This window comes from Nonomuraea sp. NPDC059007 (assembly GCF_042740555.1).
In the GTDB taxonomy this organism is placed as follows: Bacteria; Actinomycetota; Actinomycetes; order Streptosporangiales; family Streptosporangiaceae; genus Nonomuraea.
The window spans coordinates 52,607-68,064 of sequence record NZ_JBHYJD010000054.1 but is presented as its reverse complement, the minus strand read 5'-3'; the positions used below and the strand labels follow the sequence as shown (position 1 = coordinate 68,064).

Here is a 15,458-nt window from a genome sequence, read left to right as displayed (position 1 = left end):
CGACGAGCACCGGGCAGGCCACCTCTGCCGCCGCCGGCCGGAAGTCGGCGGTGAATCCCGCCTCCAGCAGCCGGGCGACAGCCGCCGGAGAGTTCGCGGCGGCCACCCGGTTGGCCTCGGCCACCACGCCCGGATCGGCGCCGGGGGCGAAGGTCCACTCGGGGGCGATCGCGGCGAAGAAGCCCGTGACCCCGGCGTGGGCCAGCAGGTCCAGGGCCGGTTTCAGGGTGTCGGGAGCCGGGTCGAGCGCGGTGCCGAACATCGTCACCGTGGCGGCCCGGCCGGGGTGTGCGGCGGCCACGGCCAGGGCGAGGCCGCCGCCGTACGAGGAGCCGACGAGGTGAGCTCTCGGCCAGCCGAGCCGGTGGAGAACCGCGAGCACGTCGGCCGTCTGCCGCTCGACCCCGAAGGAACCCTCACGAGTGGAGCCGCCGTGCCCCCGCAGGTCCATGGCGGCCAGCGCGCGGTCGCGCGGCAGCAGGCCCATAACGGCGGTCCACACGTCGGCCGAGCTGTTGAGCCCGTGCAGGAACAACACGGGCGTGGCGGCGCCGCCCTGCCGTACCACGACGGCCAGCCGGCCGCCGGGCACCGTGACGATCACCGCCCCGTCTCCAGCGGCACGTAGTCGAGGACGTTGCGCTGGAAGGCCTGGATGCCGCGCTCGTAGCGGTAGGCGATCGGGCCGACGGAGAAGTGCGGCGACCTGATGCCCACCTGTACGGCTTCGCAGCAGAAGACGTCCTCCTCGATCAGGTCGTAGGTACGCTCCTTGCGCAGGAGCCGCCTGGTCAGCTCGCCCACGGCCGCCTTCAGCCCCGCCACGGCGAGCTTGCCTTTCTGGCCGGGCAGGAACCGGGTGCGCATCTCGAACGTGGTGGTCTCGGGGCCCGTGGGGATCACCTCGATGCTCGACCACCAGACGGCCGAGGACAGCACGAACAGGTTGGGGAAGAACAGGCCGAACGCGGAGCCGTACCAGCGGGGTTCGGTGGCGATCGGCCTGAGCCCGGCCTGGGCCTCCATGGGCGTCAACCGGCCGGGCTTCAGCGGCGGCTCGTAGAAGAACCAGTGCCGGTCCCCGCAGGCGTACTGTTCCTGGCGTTTGTGGTCGTAGCCGACGAGCGTGTCCTTGTGCACGTAGCCCAGGTGGTAGTTGTCCAAGGCGTTCTCCATGAACACCTTCCAGTTGGCCTTGATGTGGTATTGCTGCGGGGCGACCACCTCGGCGAGCTGCTGCGGATCGTAGGGCGGCATGCGGTCGGGCAGGTCGGCCAGCCAGTCGGTCAGCGGCTCCGGTTCGGGGTCCGGGTGGACGAACACCAGGCCGCGCCAGATCGCCACCGAGGCCGGGTGCAGGCCGAGCGTGGAGCGGTCGAGGTGCGGGTCGACCTCGTTGCGCTGGGTGACGGCCAGCAGGCAGCCGTCGAGCCCGTAGGTCCAGTTGTGGTACGGGCAGACGATCCGCTTGTCCGCCACACCGCTGCCGGACAGGACGGCGGTGCCGCGGTGCCGGCACACGTTGTGGAAGGCGCGCAGCTCACCGTCCTTGCCGCGCACGACGGCCAGCGGGTGCCGCCCCACCTGCAGCGCCCGATAGGAACCGGGCGCCTTGAGGTCGTCGGTGGTGCCGGCGTAGCGCCAGGTGCGGCCGAACAGATGCAGTTGCTCCCGTTCGTACCAGTCGGCGCTGAAATACGCGCTCGGCGGGAGGAGCTGCGTCGCGGTGTCCGTCATGGCCTTCACCTCTTTCTTGTACGCCTGGCCAATTTCTATTGCTGGACGTTCGTTCAAAAACAAGTCACGAGGCTGGGCCTCAGCCGAACAGGCGGTCAAGCTGCCGGTCGACCAGGCGCTCGGCCATGGCCGGCGGCAGCCCGCCGGGATCGGCGCAAGCGTGCAGCGCGAGCCCGTCGACCAGCGCCCACAGCGCCGCCGCCTCCTCGTCCGGGTCCCTGGCGGCAGAGATCTCGCCCGCGGCCTGCGCCTCGGCGAGGGCCGCCGCGAGATCGGCCCGGGCCGTGGAGTACAGCGCCACCTGCACCCTGCGCAGGGCGGGATTGCTCACCGCCCTGCCGCAGTAGACCTGGTAGATCCTGATCTCGGCGATGCGTTCGTCGTCCAGTGGAAGCAGTTCGAGCAGGCAGCGGCGCAGGCGGTCCTTGACCGTGCCACCCGACTCCCAGACGTTCTTGAGCCGCTCCACCAGCCGCGCGCCGAGGAACTCGAAGGTCAGCAGCAGCATCTCGTCCTTCGTCGGGAAGTAGCGCTGCACCAGCCCGACGGAGACCCCGGCCTCCGCGGCGACCTCGGCCACCGTGGGCCCTTCCATTCCCCGTGCCGCGATGACCCGCATCGTGGCCTCCACCACCTGGCGGCGGCGCTGTGCGTGATCGGCGACTCTCGGCATGGAAATAAGTGTATGGCAATATTTTTATTCTGTCGAGCCTCATCAGGACCTGAGTGCGATCACGGTCAGCGGTGGTGTGGTGGGCTGCCGGGAGCCGCCCTGAGGTTCCAGGGTGATGCCCAGTTTGTCGCCCGCGCGGACCGGTCCGGCCAGCATCGGCACGGGTCGTCCGGGCATCAGTCCCGCCGGCCTGATCGCGTCCGGGCCGATGAGCCACACCTGGTAGTCGTGCTCGGGCGGCGGCGTGGGCATGCCCGCGGTGACGAGCACCACCGACGCCTTGGCGGGGGAGTAGATCGCCGTGACGGTCGCGGCGCCGACGCGGGCGGACACCTGGCGGGCGTCGGGTGCGGCCAGCAGGGCGGAGATCCGGCCGGCCTGGGCGCGTTCCTCGGCCAGCCGGTCGTTGGTGCGTACGAGCAGGACTCCCAGCACCAGCGCGGCCGCCACGAGGAGTGCGGCGGCGGCCCGTCCGGCGAGCAGCCGCGCGTGCGGGCGGCCGGCCCGGCCCACCGCGGCGGGGACGATCGGGGACGCCTGGCGGACGGCGCCGATCTCCTCCAGCACGCGGGCCCTGAGGGCGGACGGAGGCTCGTGCCGGACGGCCGCGGCCATCCGCGCGGTGGTCTCGCACAACCCCCGGGTCTCCTCGGCGCAGTCGGGGCAGCGGGCCAGGTGGCGTTCGAACTCGCGGGCCTGTTCCGCGGGCAGCGCGTTGAGCGCGTAGGCGCCCGACAGCGTGTGGGTGTTCTCCTTCACGTCGTCACCCCCAGGCAGTCGCGCAGCCGGATGAGCCCGTCGCGCATGCGTGTCTTGATCGTGCCCAGCGGCGTGGCCAGCAGCTGGGCCACCTCGGGGTAGGAGTGGCCGCCGTAGAAGGCCAGCGTCACGGCCTGGTGCTGCAGGTCGGTCAGACCGCCGAGGCAGCGCCGTACCCGCTCGCGTTCCAGCCGGTCCTCGACCGCCTCGGCGACGCTGTCGTAGTCGCCGCCGGCCGCCTCGCGCCGTCCCGCCGCGGCCTCACGGTCGGCGCCGGCCTGGGCGGAACGGACCCGGTCGACCGCGCGCCGGTGGGCGATGGTCGTCATCCACGCCATCGCGCCGCCGCGTGAGCCGTCGTATCGGGGAGCCTGCCGCCAGATCTCCAGCAGCACCTCCTGGACGACCTCCTCGCTCTGGCCGCGATCGCGGACGACGCGGAGCACAAGCCCGTACAGCACCCCCGCGACCTGGTCATAGAGCCGGGCGAAGGCGTCACGGTCACCTCGGCCGCTCTGCCGCAGCAGTTCCTGCACCGGGGGCGCCGGCCCGGGGCCCGTCCGGTGCTGATCGGGCTCGTTCCGCTCGCGGCTGTTGGTCACGTCCCTGTATTCGGAGCGGCGCCGTTCACGGATTGGGCGGCGCCCGACCAAGCCGGTCGGCGGCCTGCTCCGAATACCGGCCGTGAGACGAGAATCGCACCACGTCATCCGCGCAGCTCGCGCCGGGCTGCTGAGCGTGGCCGCCGCGCTGGCGGTCGCGGAGCTCGTCGCGCGCTTCACCGGCGGGCAGAGCTCGCCGGTGGTGACGATCGGGTCGACCGCGATCGACCTGGCGCCGGCGCCGGTGAAGGAGTTCGCGGTACGCACGTTCGGGACCGCGGACAAGGCCGTGCTGGTGGGCGGCATCCTGCTGGCCCTGATGGCCATCTCGGCGGGGCTGGGCGTCCTGGCCGCCCACCGGCGCGGCCTCGCGATGGCGGGCGTCGCCGGGCTCGGCGTCCTGGGTACGCTCGCGGCGGCGACCCGGCCCGCGATGGTCGCGACGGATCTGCTGCCCGCCCTGGCCGCGGTCCTGACCGGCACGTTCACCCTCACCGCGCTGACCCGCCCGCCCGCCGAAGAGCCGGCAGCACGGCGGCGGATCCTCCGGGCTGGGCTCGGCGTGGTCGCGCTGGCGAGCCTGGGCGGGCTGGCCACGCGGTTGCTGCCCGCCGAACCGCCACGTGCCCGTTTCACCCTGCCCAGACCCGCGAGCCCGGCCAGACCCCTGCCACCCGGGACCGATCTGCGCATCCCCGGACTGACCCCCTTCACCACGCCGAAGGCCGCCTTCTACCGCGTCGACACCGCCCTGTCCGTCCCCCGGCTCGACGCCGCCACCTGGACCCTGCGCGTGGTCGGCGCCTCGACGATCGAGCTCACCCTGGCGGACGTGCTCGCGCGGGGACTGATCGAACGCGACATCACCCTCACCTGCGTCTCCAACGAGGTCGGCGGCCCGTACGCGGGCCACGCCCGCTGGCTGGGCCTGCCACTCGCCACCCTGCTGCGCGAGGCCGGCATCCCGCCCGGCGCCGACCAGCTGCTCAGCCGCTCGGCCGACGGATGGACCGCCGGCACCCCGCTCGCCGCGATCCTGGACGGCCGCGACGCCATGCTGGCCGTCGGCATGAACGGCGAGCCGCTCCCCGTCGAGCGTGGCCACCCCGCCCGCCTCGTCGTTCCCGGTCTGTACGGCTACGTCTCCGCCACCAAATGGGTGGTCGAGCTCCACCTGACCCGCTACGACCGGCGGCAGGCCTACTGGACCGAGCGCGGCTGGGCCACCGACGCGCCGATCAAGACCGCCTCCAGGATCGACGTACCCGTCCCGCTCGCCACCGTCCGCCCGGGCCCGGTGACGGTGGCCGGCGTCGCCTGGGCGCAGCACCGCGGCGTCGCCGCCGTCGAGGTCCGCGTCGGAGAGAACCCCTGGCAGCCGGTACGGCTGGCCGCCACGCCCAGCGCCGACACCTGGGTCCAGTGGAGCTGGACCTGGCAGGCGGTTCCGGGCACCCACACCCTCCAGGTCCGCGCGACCGACACCACCGGCCGCACCCAACCGCCCACCAGGGTCCCGCCCTTCCCGGACGGCGCCACGGGCAGGCACTCGATCGTGGTCACCGTCGCGTGACCGCCACCCCTCTCACCACGGCGATTCCATCACCTAGGAGATGAACCCCATGAAGTACTCCGGCATCCTCGCCGCCTCCGCCACCGCCCTGATCGTGGCCACCGGCTGCGGCTCCGGCGCCACCGATTCGGCCGCGCCCAGCGCGCCCGCCGCCACCACCACTCAGCCCGCCCCGGCCACCAGCTCCGCCATGGCCGACGGGCCGTTCGGCGCGGCCTGCTCCGCCGTACCGGCTGATGGGGAGGGCAGTTTCACCGGCATGGCCGACGACCCGGTCGCCACCGCGGCCTCGAACAACCCGGTCCTGTCCACGCTGGTCACCGCGGTCAAGAAGGCGGGCCTGGTCGACACCCTCAACTCGGCCAAGGACATCACGGTCTTCGCGCCCACCAACGACGCGTTCGCCGCCATCCCCAAGGCCACCCTGGACAAGGTCCTGGCCGACAAGGAGACGCTCACCAAGATCCTCACCTACCACGTCGTGGCCGGGAAGAACGCGCCCGCCGACCTCGCCGGGGCCGAGCTCGCCACCCTGCAGGGCGGCAAGCTGATGACCAAGGGCTCCGACGAGACCTACACGGTCAACGATGCCAAGGTCGTCTGCGGCAACGTTCCCACCGCCAACGCCACCGTCTACATCATCGACAAGGTCCTCATGCCGAAGTAGACGCGGGCTCGGCCTGCGGGGAGGGCCAGGCCTGGCCCTCCCACTCGTGCGGCAGGGGTGTGCCCCACGACTGGAGTCCGAGGGAGCCTCGCGATCGGCTTCATGGCTACGGCCCATCGGTTGTCTAGAAGGTGACCTGTAGTGCGCGTACGCCGTAGATGTTGGAGTCGGTGCGCATCGGTACCTCTTCCGGCCTGACGGCCAGCCGCTTCAGGTCGAGGGTGTCGGGGCCGGGGAATCTGGCCGGGTCGCGATTGGCGGCGTTGGCCGCCAGGACCACCGTTTCGCCCTTCCTGATGAGGTGGCCGTGCAGTTCGACGTCCCGCAGGGCGGCGCGGATGCCGATGTGGGCGATGGTCAGGTAGCGCAGCAGTTCCTCCACCGCCCTGTCGGCGAGGGCCGGGTCCTCGCGCAGGGCGGTGAGCTGGCCGGGGTGCCGGAGCAGGGCGAGGGTGCCGAGGGCGATCATGTTGGCGGTGGTGTCCAGGCCGGCTCCCAGCAGCAGCGTGCCGACGCCGGCCAGTTCCTCGTCGGACAGGTTGGTGCCGGTCAGGTCGCTGAACACGTCGTCGGTCGCGTGGCCCCGTTTGGCCGCGACGAGATCGCCGATGTACGCGCCGAGCGCGGCGAAGGCGGTGAACTGGTCCTGCGGTGAGGAGGCGGCGATGGCGTCCGCCGCCTGGTGGCGGAAGGTGTCGCGGTGTAGCGATGGATCGGCCCCGCCAGGCGGAACGCCGGGTGCCGGGCCAGTTCGCCGAGGACGGCGGCGAACTCCATCCTGGCCAGGTGCGCGCCGAGGCAGAAGTGCACGCCCGTGCCGAAGGTGGGGTGGCGGTTGGGCCGCCGGTCGAGCCGGAAGCGGTCGGGGTCGGGAAAGGCCTCCGGGTCGCGGTTGGCGGCGCCGGTGAGCAGGACGACGCGGGCCCCGGCCGGGATGACGGTGCCGTCAACGGTGACGGGGCGGGTGGTGAACCGGGAGCCGTGGTCGACCGGGCTCCACAGCCGCAGCGCCTCTTCCACGGCGACCGGCATCAGCGCCGGGTCCGCGCGCAGCCGATCCTGCAGTGCGGGCTCGCCGGCGAGTTGCCACAGCAGGTGCGAGAGGGTGTTCATGGAGGTCTCGTGCCCGGCGATGGCGAAGGCCACGAGCATGACGTGGAGTTCCTTGTCGGTGACTGGCCGGCCGTCGATGGTGGCGTTGACCAGGTCGGAGAGGTAGTCGGGGCCGGGTTGCCGGCGGGCGCGGAGGATTTCCCCCTGGAACAGCCGGGTGAACTGCGGCCAGAACTGCCCGGGGTTGTCGTCGCGCCCGATGTGCGTCCAGGTGTTGCTGGTCAGGTCGCGGATGCGGTGCTGGGCGGCGGTGGTGAAACCGACCGCGAGGGAGACGACGGCCAGCGGCAGGGGTACGGCCAGCCGCGCCACCAGGTCACCGCCGCCCTCCGCGACGATCGGCGGGATGAGGTCGGCGGCGAGGCGGCGCAACCGGGGCGCCAGGCGTCTGGCCTGGGGCAGGAGGAACGGGGGCTTCATCAGATCGCGGAAGACGGTCTGCCGGGGAGGGTCGTATTCGAGCGGGGCGAACAGCGGCGTTCCGGCGGCTCGGGGGAAGAAGACGCCGGAGGCCGAGCTGAACGTCTCGTGATCGCGCAGGGCGTTCCGCACGTCCTGGTAGTGCGAGAGGATCCAGAATCCACCGTGCGCGGAGGAGCGGACGACGCGGCCGCGTTCCCTGATGCTCCGATGGACGCGCAGAGCCACGTCGGGGGTGAAGGCGGGGTCGAGGTGGTCGAAGTCCTCGGCCAGGCGCTCGGTCATCGCCCCTCCCGCGGCGGCAGATCGCCGAGCGGAGGGGTGTCCGCGGGCTCGTAGGTCTCGTCGACGATCCACTTGACCATGCGGCGCAGCGGTTCCATCGCGTCCTGGGGGAGTTCGGGGCGGAAGTGGGTGGCGTAGCCGAGTGACACCAGCCTTTGCACGCCGTACAGCGGGACGATGTCCCTGAGCTGGGCCTTGAGCGAGTCGGGATAGACGCCCACCGTCTGGGTGTAGGCGTTCATCCGGCGGGCGGCGTCCCGCACGGTGGGGACGGGGACGACGTTGGCCACCCTGCCGGACAGGGCGTCGCTGAAGCCGACGGGTTCCGGCAGCCGGGAGACGATCACGGCTCCCTCGTCGTCGCGGCCGCCGATGACGTGGTACCAGTCGCCGCTCGTGCGCAGCGCGAGCAGGTCGGATCTGAGCGCCGGGTCGAACCGCCTGGCGGGGGTGCTGGCCTGTTCGGGCAGTTTCTGGATCTCCTCATACAGCAAGGCGGCCCATCGGCCGGCCGTCCCGGGATCGGTGACCGTGTAGATGACCCGGGCGTTGAAGCAGCCGAGCTGGTTGAGCGCGCCGACGTCGACGGCCGCCAGGCGGGAGCTGATGGTCATGGCCGCCTCGTCCGCGAACGCCTCGGGCCCGATGACGGTCGCGCTCAGTTTGGGGTCGAGCGAGATGAGCTCCAGCCCGGGCCGGACGTAACCGGTGAGGTGGCGGACCGAGACGAGGTGCTCGCTCCAGCGCCGCATCAGGCGCCTGACCGAGGTGGTCGGCCGCATGGGGCGGTGTCAGCGGTGCAGTGAGATCTCCTTCACTCCGGGAAGCCCTTTGAGCGCGGCGGTGATCGGAGTGAGGTCGGCCGGGTTGGCAAGCACGAGGTGGAAGATCTCGCCGGAGAACGATGCGATGACCTTCGGCTTGAGGGTGGTGGTGGCGAAGACGCGCCGCCAGTTCTTGGCCGCGTGCTCCCGCGGCTCCAAGTAGATCTTCTTCATGCCTTGGAGATTTCTCAGAGCCTCGAAGATGGCCTCGCGCTCAGGGTCTGTGGTCTGGCCCTCGCAGAGTCCTGGCTCATTCGACGGAGCGCAGAGACTGACCTGCGCGTGAGCCTTGCCGACCCAGAAGTCTGTTCTCCACGCATAGACAGAGGCGACTCCATTCAGCTTGGCCAGTCTGTCGGTCTGCCGGGTGTTCACGACCTCGACCTTGGCCCTGAACGATTCGGCCATGTCGCTTTTACGGGCGGCTGCGATCAGCGGCTTGTTGTCACGGTACTTATCGCGGAAGTTCCGGTAGGCCTCCTCTTGATCCTCGAACCGTAGCCCGGAAACTCCGGGCAGCCGCTTGAGGAGCCTTTCGAGCCGCCTCTTCTGCTCCGCCGTCGCCGCCCTGCCGCGACAGCCCGGCAGCGCGCTGTCCTTTGCGCACAGATAGACCGTGAGGGTCCCGGACTTCGGCCATGCCCCCTTGGGTGGGGGCAGTGGCGAGGCCCCCTGCTTCACTGCGCCGTCGACACCGGTAGGCGCGCCCGCCTCCGGCGGATCGACGCTGTTCGCCGCCGCCACACCCCCGCTGGTCGCCAGCACCGTTGTCAACGTCGCAATCACCCATCTACGCCTCATAACGGAACATGATCTCGATCAGCCATGATCCCGGTCAAACGCAATCCCCATAGGTTCGCCCGCGTGCACGCCGGCTCCGTGGAGGTCAGGATCGGGCCGTCGCTCGGGATGCGCGGGCTGGGACGGGTTCCGGCTGCTCGCGCTCGGGGGTGCCGCTTCGATCAGGGAAACGGGCCCAGGCGTTGGGCGGTCAGGACCTCGGACGGGGGCCCCTCTGCGGTGAGGCGGCCCTGGTCGAGCAGGAGGCAGTGGTCCGCGCGTTTCGCCGTGCGCAGGTCGTGGGTGGCGTGGATCACCGTGGCTCCGTCGGCGCGTACCTCGTCGAGTACGTCGGAGATGTGCTGCTGTGCCTCCGCGTCAAGGCCGGTCGCGGGTTCGTCGAGCAGCAGGAGGTCCGGCTCTTGTGCCAGCCCCTGGGCCAGGAGCGCGCGTTGCCTCTGCCCGCCCGACAGCGCGCCCAGGCGGCGGCCCGCCAGGTCCTGGATGCCCAGCCGGGCCATGCACGCCTCGACCACCGCCCAGTCCCGCCGGGACAGCGGCCGCCACGCGCCACGACGTGCCCACCGGCCCATGGCCACCGTCTGCCGGACCGTGATCGGCAGGGTGTCGGACGCCTGGCTGCGCTGAACCACGTAGCCGGGACGCCTGCCGCCGTCCCGCGACACCGTTCCCGCCAGCGGCTTGACGACTCCGGCCAGTACGGCCAGCAGCGTCGACTTCCCGGAACCGTTCGGCCCCACCACGGCGGTGACGCCCGGCCCCGGGAAACGGGCGTCGAGGCCGTGCAGGACGGTCCGCCCGCCGTACCCGGCACTGAGATCACTGATCACGACGGTCACGGACACCTCCGAGTTGAATTTGATAATGGTTTTCATTGTAGAGTGCTTTGCCATGGATTGGTTGCTAGATCCGTTTCAGGTGTCGTTTGTGCGGCATGCCCTCATGGGCGGGATCCTCGTCTCCCTCATCTGCGCTCTGGCCGGGACGTGGGTGGTGCTGCGCGGTATGGCCTTCCTGGGCGACGCGATGTCGCACGGGATGCTGCTGGGGGTCGCGGTCGCCTCGCTGGTCGGGGTCAATGTCCTGGTCGGCGGCTTGGTGAGCGCCGGTGCCATGGCGCTCGGCGTCAGCGCGATCAGCAGGTCGCCGAAGCTGTCGCAGGACACCGGCATCGGCCTGCTGTTCGCCGGGATGCTCGCGCTGGGCGTGATCGTGGTGTCGCACTCGGAGTCGTTCGCGGTGGATCTGACCGCGTTCCTCTTCGGAGACGTCCTCGGGGTGCGGCCACAGGATCTGGTCCACCTGGCCGTCGCGCTCGGCGTCTGCTCGCTGGTCGCGCTGCTGGGTCATCGGCTGTTCGTCGCGCTGGCCTTCGACGCGCGTAAGGCGCACACGCTGGGCATGCGGCCGCGGCTGGCCCACGTGCTGCTGCTCGGCCTGCTCACGCTGGCGATCGTCGCGTCCTTCCACATCGTCGGCACCCTGCTCGTCTTCGGCCTGCTGGTGGCGCCGCCCGCGGCGGCGGCGCTGTGGGCGAACCGCATCCCGATGATCATGCTGGGCGCCGCGATGCTGGGTGTCGTCGCGACCGCGGCGGGGCTGGTGGTGTCGTGGCACGCCGGGACGGCCGCCGGGGCCACGATCGCGGCCGTCGCCGTCGCTCTGTTCTTCGTCTCCGCCATCGGTCGCGGAATCGCCGGAAGGAATCGCACGCAGTGATGAGGACCGCCCTCGCGGGGCTGCTGGTACTGGCCGGATGCGCCGCCAAGCCCGCCGGGAACGCCGCTCCCCACGGTTACGTGGCGGGCGCGGAGGAGACCGCCGAGCCGCAGTACCGGCTCGTCCTGGCCGACGGCGCGAAGGCGCACGTCCTCGACCTGCTCAGCGGGAAGGTTACCGCCGCGGGCGAGGCCGGGGACGTCACGTCCGTCACCGGTGACGGACGGCACGCGTTCCTGTCCGGCGGCGCGCTGCGGATCGTCGATGGTGGCGCGTGGATGGTCGATCACGGCGACCACGTTCACTACTACCGGTCAGCGGTTCGCGACCTCGGCGAGGTCGCCGGGCGGGGGCCGCACGAGGCGTTCAGCGACACGGCCGTCACAGCGGTGCGGTTCGGGGAGGGCACGGTCAAGCTGTACGACCGGGCCCGCCTGGACAAGGGGGAGATCGCCCAGATCGGCGGGCTCTCGGCGCGTGGTCCCGTCGTGCCCTACGCGGGGCACCTGCTCGTGGCCGATGGCGACGCCGTACACGTGAAGACCAGGGCCGGGGCGCAGGTCCGCACGATCGGTGAAGGATGTCGCGACCCGGAAGGCGCCGCCGTGACCCGCCGCGGGGTCGTCGTCGGCTGCGCCGACGGCGCCCTGGTCGTCGACGGGAACCTCGCGGCGAAGAAGATCGGCTATCCGGTACGCGGCACGCGGGCGACCGAGTTCCGTCACCGGCCGGGTAGCACCACGCTCGCCGCCAAGGCCGGTGACCAGGGCATCTGGGTGCTCGACGTGACCCGCTCGACCTGGAAGCTGATCAAGGGCAAGGGCGTGCTCGCGGTGAACGCGGCCGGTGACGGCCTGCCCGTCCTGTCGCTGACCGGCGACGGAACGCTCCAGTCCCACGATCCCGTCTCGGGGAAGCGGACAGCGCGCACGAAGCTGCTCGCCGTACCGGAGAATCCCGTCATCCAGGTGGACACGGCCCGCGCCTACGTCAACGACCCCGTGCGCGAGGCCGTCCACGAGATCGACTACAACGACGGGCTCAGACGGGCGCGGACGTTCAGGCTCGGCTTCGCGCCGCGGTACATGACGGAGATCGGCCGATGAGCCGCGTCGTCGCCGCCCTCCTGGCGATCGTCGTTCTGGCGGGCTGCGCGACGGGGACCGGGAACGGCGCGGGCATCGTCGTCACCACGAACATCCTCGGCGACATCACCCGCAACATCGTCGGCGACCAGGCCGAGGTGACCGTGCTGATGAAGCCGGACTCCGACCCGCACTCCTTCGGCATCTCCGCCCAGCAGGCCGCCCGGCTGGAACACGCCGCCCTCGTCGTCTACAACGGCCTCGGGCTGGAAGAAGGCGTGCTGCGCAACGTCCGGGCCGCGCGCGACGCCGCCGTCCCCACCCTCGCCGTCGGCGACGGCGTGATCGGCGACGCGGACGCCGACCCGCACTTCTGGACCGATCCGCGGCAGGTCGCCAAGGCCGTCGACCTGATCGCCGAGCGCGTCATCGCCGAGGTCGACGGCATCGACGCCGCCCGGGTCCGCGCGAACGCGGCCGCCTACCGCGGCCGCGTCGCCGAACTGGACACCTGGATGGCCACCCAGATCGCCGCCATCCCCGCCGGCAACCGAAAGCTAGTGACAAACCACCATGTCTTCGGATATTTCGCCAAAAGGTACGGCTTCGCCGTCGTCGGGGCGGTGATACCCAGCGGCACCACACTCGCCTCCCCGAGCGCCTCCGACCTGAAGTCGCTCGCGGACGCCATCAGGCGCACCAAGGTCAAGGCGATCTTCGCCGACTCCTCCCACCCCGACCGCCTGGCCCAGGTCCTGGCCTCGGAGACCCGCCTGGACGTACGCGTCGTCACCTTGTTCTCCGAGTCGCTCAGCCGGCGCGAACCGGGCGCCGCGACCTACCTGGACATGATGCGCACCAACACCACGGCCATCGTCACATCCCTCCAATGAAAGGTGTCCTCACCATGCGTTTCCCGACCCTCATCGCCGCCGGCCTCCTCCTGACCGCCTGCGGCACGACCACGCGGGCGGCGGCCCCGTCCCCGTCCCCGCCCCCGGTCGCCGACCCGCTCGTCGCCACCTACGCCGGAGGCCTGTACGTCCTCGACGGCAAGACCCTCCGCCTGGCCAAGGACATCCCGTTGGCCGGATACAACCGGGTCAACCCCGCCGGAGACGACCGCCACATGCTCGTCTCGACCGCCACCGGCTTCCGCGTGCTCGACGCCGTCTCCCCGGCGCTCAAGAACGACGAGTTCAAGGCCACCAAGCCGGGGCACGTGGTCAGGCACGGCGGCACCACGGTCCTGTTCGCCGACGGCAGCGGCGAGGTCACCCTCTTCGACCCCGCGCAGCTCGGCAACGGCCTGCCCAAGGGCGAGGTCTACACCGCCGCCGCCCCCCACCACGGCGTGGCCATCAAGCTCGGGAACGGAGAACTCGTCGTCACCCTCGGAACGGAAGAGGAGCGCCACGGCATCGTCGTCCTGGACAAGGACAGGAAGGAACTCGCCCGCAGCGAGCAGTGCCCCGGCGTGCACGGCGAGGCCACCGCCAAGGACGAAGCCGTCGTCGTCGGCTGCGAGAACGGCGTGCTCCTCTACCGGAACGGCAAGTTCACCAAGATCGCGAGCCCGGACAAGTACGGCAGAATCGGCAACCAGTCAGGCTCCGATGCTTCGCCGATCGTCCTCGGCGACTACAAGACCGACCCCGACGCCGAAAACGAACGTCCCACCCGCGTCTCGCTCATCGACACCGAGACCGGCAAACTGCGGCTCGTGGGGCTCGGCGCCAGCTACACCTTCCGCTCGCTGGCCCGCGGACCGCAGGGCGAAGCCCTCGTCCTCGGCACCGACGGCAAGATCCACGTCATCGACCCGGTGGCGGCCAAGGTCGTCAGGACCATCCCGGTCCTCGGCACCTGGACCGAGCCCCTGGACTGGCAGCAGCCCCGCCCGAACATCTTCGTCCGCGCCCAGAGCGTGTACGTCACCGACCCGGCGAAGAAGCAACTCCACGCGATCGACCTCGCCTCAGGCAAGATCCTCAAGACCGCGTCCCTCCCGAACAGCCCCAACGAACTCAGCGGCATCACCCACTGACCCCGATCGCCGCGGCGGCTACGCCAGAAGAGACTTCTACCGATCGCCCAAGATAGCGCCCGCGCCGGCCGCGTCGCCGAAGGAAGGAGCCGAGACCGGCTCGCGGCACACCACCGAAATGTGGACCCGGGGCGACGGAAAGGAGAGAGCCCAGCGCAGCGAAGGCAGCGAGACGATCACCAGGCGTCAGGGCGGGGAAGATCCCCGCCGCCGGTTCGACCCCGCCTACCTGCGTTCGCTCCCCCTGGAACCGGCCGTTCTGCGCGAACGCCTGAGAAAGGACACGAAGGACATCCCCCTGCCCGAGGCGCAGGCGGTGTTCGGTCAGGTCCTGACCATCCTCCAGGAGGGCGCTCCCGCGGCTCGCCTGCGTGCCGCTCTCTACACCGTCCTCTCGCAGCTGGACGGCGTCGGGGTGGAGAAGGTGAGCGACCTGCTGGGCAGGGAAGGAGTGGGCATCTACATCGACGGCGAGGGAATACGCCGGGAAGTCATCATCGACCCGGACACCTACGTCCTGCTCGGCGGGCGCACCGTCTACGTCGGCGGATCGGCCGCGCCGCCGCCGTACGGCGGCGCGCTGCCCGAGGGCGAGGTGATCTTCGCGGTGGCTCAGGTGGCCGCCGGCATCGTCGACCACGCGGGGGACGTCCCGTAGCGGCGCGGTGCGCTGATCAAACCCGCACCAACGTCTTCCGCGTACGCGCCAGGATGAGGACCACCGCGCCGGCCGAGATCAGGCAGACAGGTGTGTAGAGCAGGAGGTTGAGCCAGTAGAACGGCGTGCCGGTGTCCGTGCCGAAGCCGAGGCACCACACCAGTCCCACCACGCCCCGCGCCAGCAGCCCCGCCCCGAGGGCGAGCGCGACCGCCTTCGCCGGCCATCCGCCCCGGCCCCTGGAGACCGCCACGATCGCGGCCGCCGCCGCGGTCAGCAGAAAGATCAGTGGCAGCAGGATCCGGGGGGTGAAGGGCACGTCCATGTTGAGGACGGCCATGGACAGCGCACGGGGGTCGGAAGCGGGCCAGATGAGCCAGTACAGGTGGGCCAGGGCGTCAACGACCAGGATGGCGGCGACGAAGGCGCCGAGACGTGTGGTGTTCATGCCCTCAGGGAGGCGGCGAATTCCCGGATGGTTCCATGGAACCTTTG

Annotated in this window: 18 protein-coding genes; 7 read left to right on the top strand and 11 right to left on the bottom strand. The window is 71.1% G+C overall.

All coding sequences use genetic code 11. The annotated features are described in order from the left end of the window. The 5 genes from ACFWY5_RS48915 to sigK all read right to left on the bottom strand — a co-directional run. Positions 1-604 (bottom strand): alpha/beta fold hydrolase (locus ACFWY5_RS48915; RefSeq protein ID WP_379639026.1); only part of this gene is annotated, 604 nt, incomplete at its 3' end. After that, complete coding sequence (locus ACFWY5_RS48910; protein WP_379639025.1) at positions 601-1,737, bottom strand: aromatic ring-hydroxylating dioxygenase subunit alpha; 1,137 nt, start codon at positions 1,735-1,737, stop codon at positions 601-603. The genes ACFWY5_RS48915 and ACFWY5_RS48910, both read right to left, overlap by 4 nt. A gap of 79 nt (positions 1,738-1,816) precedes the next feature. Then, positions 1,817-2,410 (bottom strand): TetR/AcrR family transcriptional regulator, encoded by a 594-nt coding sequence (locus tag ACFWY5_RS48905; RefSeq protein WP_379612623.1) that lies wholly within the window; start codon positions 2,408-2,410, stop codon positions 1,817-1,819. Positions 2,411-2,452: 42 nt separating this feature from the next. Beyond that, on the bottom strand, positions 2,453-3,169 hold the full coding sequence (locus ACFWY5_RS48900) for an anti-sigma factor domain-containing protein (RefSeq protein WP_379639024.1): 717 nt from the start codon (positions 3,167-3,169) through the stop codon (positions 2,453-2,455). Continuing rightward, positions 3,166-3,771 carry an ECF RNA polymerase sigma factor SigK gene (gene sigK, locus ACFWY5_RS48895; RefSeq protein ID WP_379612621.1) on the bottom strand — a complete coding sequence of 202 codons (606 nt, stop codon included), beginning with the start codon at positions 3,769-3,771 and terminating at the stop codon, positions 3,166-3,168. Before sigK ends, ACFWY5_RS48900 begins: the two co-directional genes overlap by 4 nt. An 82-nt stretch (positions 3,772-3,853) precedes the next feature. Here sigK and ACFWY5_RS48890 point away from each other — a divergent pair, with 82 nt between their 5' ends. Further along, on the top strand, positions 3,854-5,344 hold the full coding sequence (locus ACFWY5_RS48890; RefSeq protein WP_379639023.1) for a molybdopterin-dependent oxidoreductase: 1,491 nt from the start codon (positions 3,854-3,856) through the stop codon (positions 5,342-5,344). A 40-nt stretch (positions 5,345-5,384) separates the two neighbouring features. Then, positions 5,385-6,011: a fasciclin domain-containing protein gene (locus ACFWY5_RS48885; RefSeq protein ID WP_379639021.1), complete on the top strand. Its 627-nt coding sequence runs from the start codon at positions 5,385-5,387 to the stop codon at positions 6,009-6,011. A 124-nt stretch (positions 6,012-6,135) separates the two neighbouring features. On the opposite strand, the gene ACFWY5_RS48880 is transcribed toward ACFWY5_RS48885, so the two are convergent. The 5 genes from ACFWY5_RS48880 to aztA form a co-directional block, all read right to left on the bottom strand. Then, complete coding sequence (locus ACFWY5_RS48880) at positions 6,136-6,576, bottom strand: cytochrome P450 (RefSeq protein ID WP_379639020.1); 441 nt, start codon at positions 6,574-6,576, stop codon at positions 6,136-6,138. Beyond that, on the bottom strand, positions 6,561-7,829 hold the full coding sequence (locus ACFWY5_RS48875) for a cytochrome P450 (RefSeq protein WP_379639019.1): 1,269 nt from the start codon (positions 7,827-7,829) through the stop codon (positions 6,561-6,563). Before ACFWY5_RS48875 ends, ACFWY5_RS48880 begins: the two co-directional genes overlap by 16 nt. Further along, entirely contained in the window at positions 7,826-8,611 is a 786-nt protein-coding gene (locus ACFWY5_RS48870; protein WP_379639018.1) for an acyl-CoA reductase, read from the bottom strand. The genes ACFWY5_RS48875 and ACFWY5_RS48870 overlap by 4 nt, the downstream gene beginning before the upstream one ends. A gap of 9 nt (positions 8,612-8,620) precedes the next feature. Next, positions 8,621-9,454, bottom strand: coding sequence for a permease-like cell division protein FtsX (locus tag ACFWY5_RS48865; protein WP_379639017.1), 834 nt, complete (start codon positions 9,452-9,454; stop codon positions 8,621-8,623). A gap of 161 nt (positions 9,455-9,615) precedes the next feature. Next, positions 9,616-10,293 carry a zinc ABC transporter ATP-binding protein AztA gene (gene aztA / locus ACFWY5_RS48860; RefSeq protein ID WP_379639016.1) on the bottom strand — a complete coding sequence of 226 codons (678 nt, stop codon included), beginning with the start codon at positions 10,291-10,293 and terminating at the stop codon, positions 9,616-9,618. Positions 10,294-10,345: 52 nt separating this feature from the next. Between aztA and aztB the strand changes: the two genes are divergently transcribed. The 5 genes from aztB (at position 10,346) to ACFWY5_RS48835 (ending at position 14,963) form a co-directional block, all read left to right on the top strand. Next, positions 10,346-11,173 carry a zinc ABC transporter permease AztB gene (gene aztB / locus ACFWY5_RS48855; protein WP_379639015.1) on the top strand — a complete coding sequence of 276 codons (828 nt, stop codon included), beginning with the start codon at positions 10,346-10,348 and terminating at the stop codon, positions 11,171-11,173. After that, on the top strand, positions 11,173-12,279 hold the full coding sequence (locus tag ACFWY5_RS48850; RefSeq protein ID WP_379639014.1) for a hypothetical protein: 1,107 nt from the start codon (positions 11,173-11,175) through the stop codon (positions 12,277-12,279). The genes aztB and ACFWY5_RS48850 overlap by 1 nt, the downstream gene beginning before the upstream one ends. Beyond that, positions 12,276-13,151, top strand: a complete 876-nt coding sequence (gene aztC, locus ACFWY5_RS48845; protein ID WP_379639013.1) for a zinc ABC transporter substrate-binding protein AztC — start codon at positions 12,276-12,278, stop codon at positions 13,149-13,151. The genes ACFWY5_RS48850 and aztC overlap by 4 nt, the downstream gene beginning before the upstream one ends. A 14-nt stretch (positions 13,152-13,165) precedes the next feature. After that, on the top strand, positions 13,166-14,305 hold the full coding sequence (gene aztD / locus ACFWY5_RS48840) for a zinc metallochaperone AztD (protein WP_379639012.1): 1,140 nt from the start codon (positions 13,166-13,168) through the stop codon (positions 14,303-14,305). Positions 14,306-14,423: 118 nt separating this feature from the next. After that, a complete protein-coding gene (locus ACFWY5_RS48835) occupies positions 14,424-14,963 on the top strand; it encodes a hypothetical protein (protein ID WP_379639011.1) in 540 nt (179 codons plus the stop codon). Between the two features lie 16 nt (positions 14,964-14,979). On the opposite strand, the gene ACFWY5_RS48830 is transcribed toward ACFWY5_RS48835, so the two are convergent. Continuing rightward, positions 14,980-15,411 (bottom strand): DUF3995 domain-containing protein, encoded by a 432-nt coding sequence (locus tag ACFWY5_RS48830; RefSeq protein WP_379639010.1) that lies wholly within the window; start codon positions 15,409-15,411, stop codon positions 14,980-14,982. Positions 15,412-15,458: the final 47 nt, after the last annotated feature.

Excerpts from the sequence above, each read along its gene's own strand:
- ACFWY5_RS48910 (WP_379639025.1), bottom strand. The coding sequence starts at position 1,737 with ATGACGGACACCGCGACGCAGCTCCTCCCGCCGAGCGCGTATTTCAGC.
- ACFWY5_RS48905 (WP_379612623.1), bottom strand. The coding sequence starts at position 2,410 with ATGCCGAGAGTCGCCGATCACGCACAGCGCCGCCGCCAGGTGGTGGAG.
- ACFWY5_RS48885 (WP_379639021.1), top strand. The coding sequence starts at position 5,385 with ATGAACCCCATGAAGTACTCCGGCATCCTCGCCGCCTCCGCCACCGCC.
- ACFWY5_RS48875 (WP_379639019.1), bottom strand. The coding sequence starts at position 7,829 with ATGACCGAGCGCCTGGCCGAGGACTTCGACCACCTCGACCCCGCCTTC.
- ACFWY5_RS48870 (WP_379639018.1), bottom strand. The coding sequence starts at position 8,611 with ATGCGGCCGACCACCTCGGTCAGGCGCCTGATGCGGCGCTGGAGCGAG.
- ACFWY5_RS48865 (WP_379639017.1), bottom strand. The coding sequence starts at position 9,454 with ATGAGGCGTAGATGGGTGATTGCGACGTTGACAACGGTGCTGGCGACC.
- aztB (WP_379639015.1), top strand. The coding sequence starts at position 10,346 with ATGGATTGGTTGCTAGATCCGTTTCAGGTGTCGTTTGTGCGGCATGCC.
- ACFWY5_RS48850 (WP_379639014.1), top strand. The coding sequence starts at position 11,173 with ATGAGGACCGCCCTCGCGGGGCTGCTGGTACTGGCCGGATGCGCCGCC.
- aztC (WP_379639013.1), top strand. The coding sequence starts at position 12,276 with ATGAGCCGCGTCGTCGCCGCCCTCCTGGCGATCGTCGTTCTGGCGGGC.
- aztD (WP_379639012.1), top strand. The coding sequence starts at position 13,166 with ATGCGTTTCCCGACCCTCATCGCCGCCGGCCTCCTCCTGACCGCCTGC.
- ACFWY5_RS48835 (WP_379639011.1), top strand. The coding sequence starts at position 14,424 with ATGTGGACCCGGGGCGACGGAAAGGAGAGAGCCCAGCGCAGCGAAGGC.
- ACFWY5_RS48830 (WP_379639010.1), bottom strand. The coding sequence starts at position 15,411 with ATGAACACCACACGTCTCGGCGCCTTCGTCGCCGCCATCCTGGTCGTT.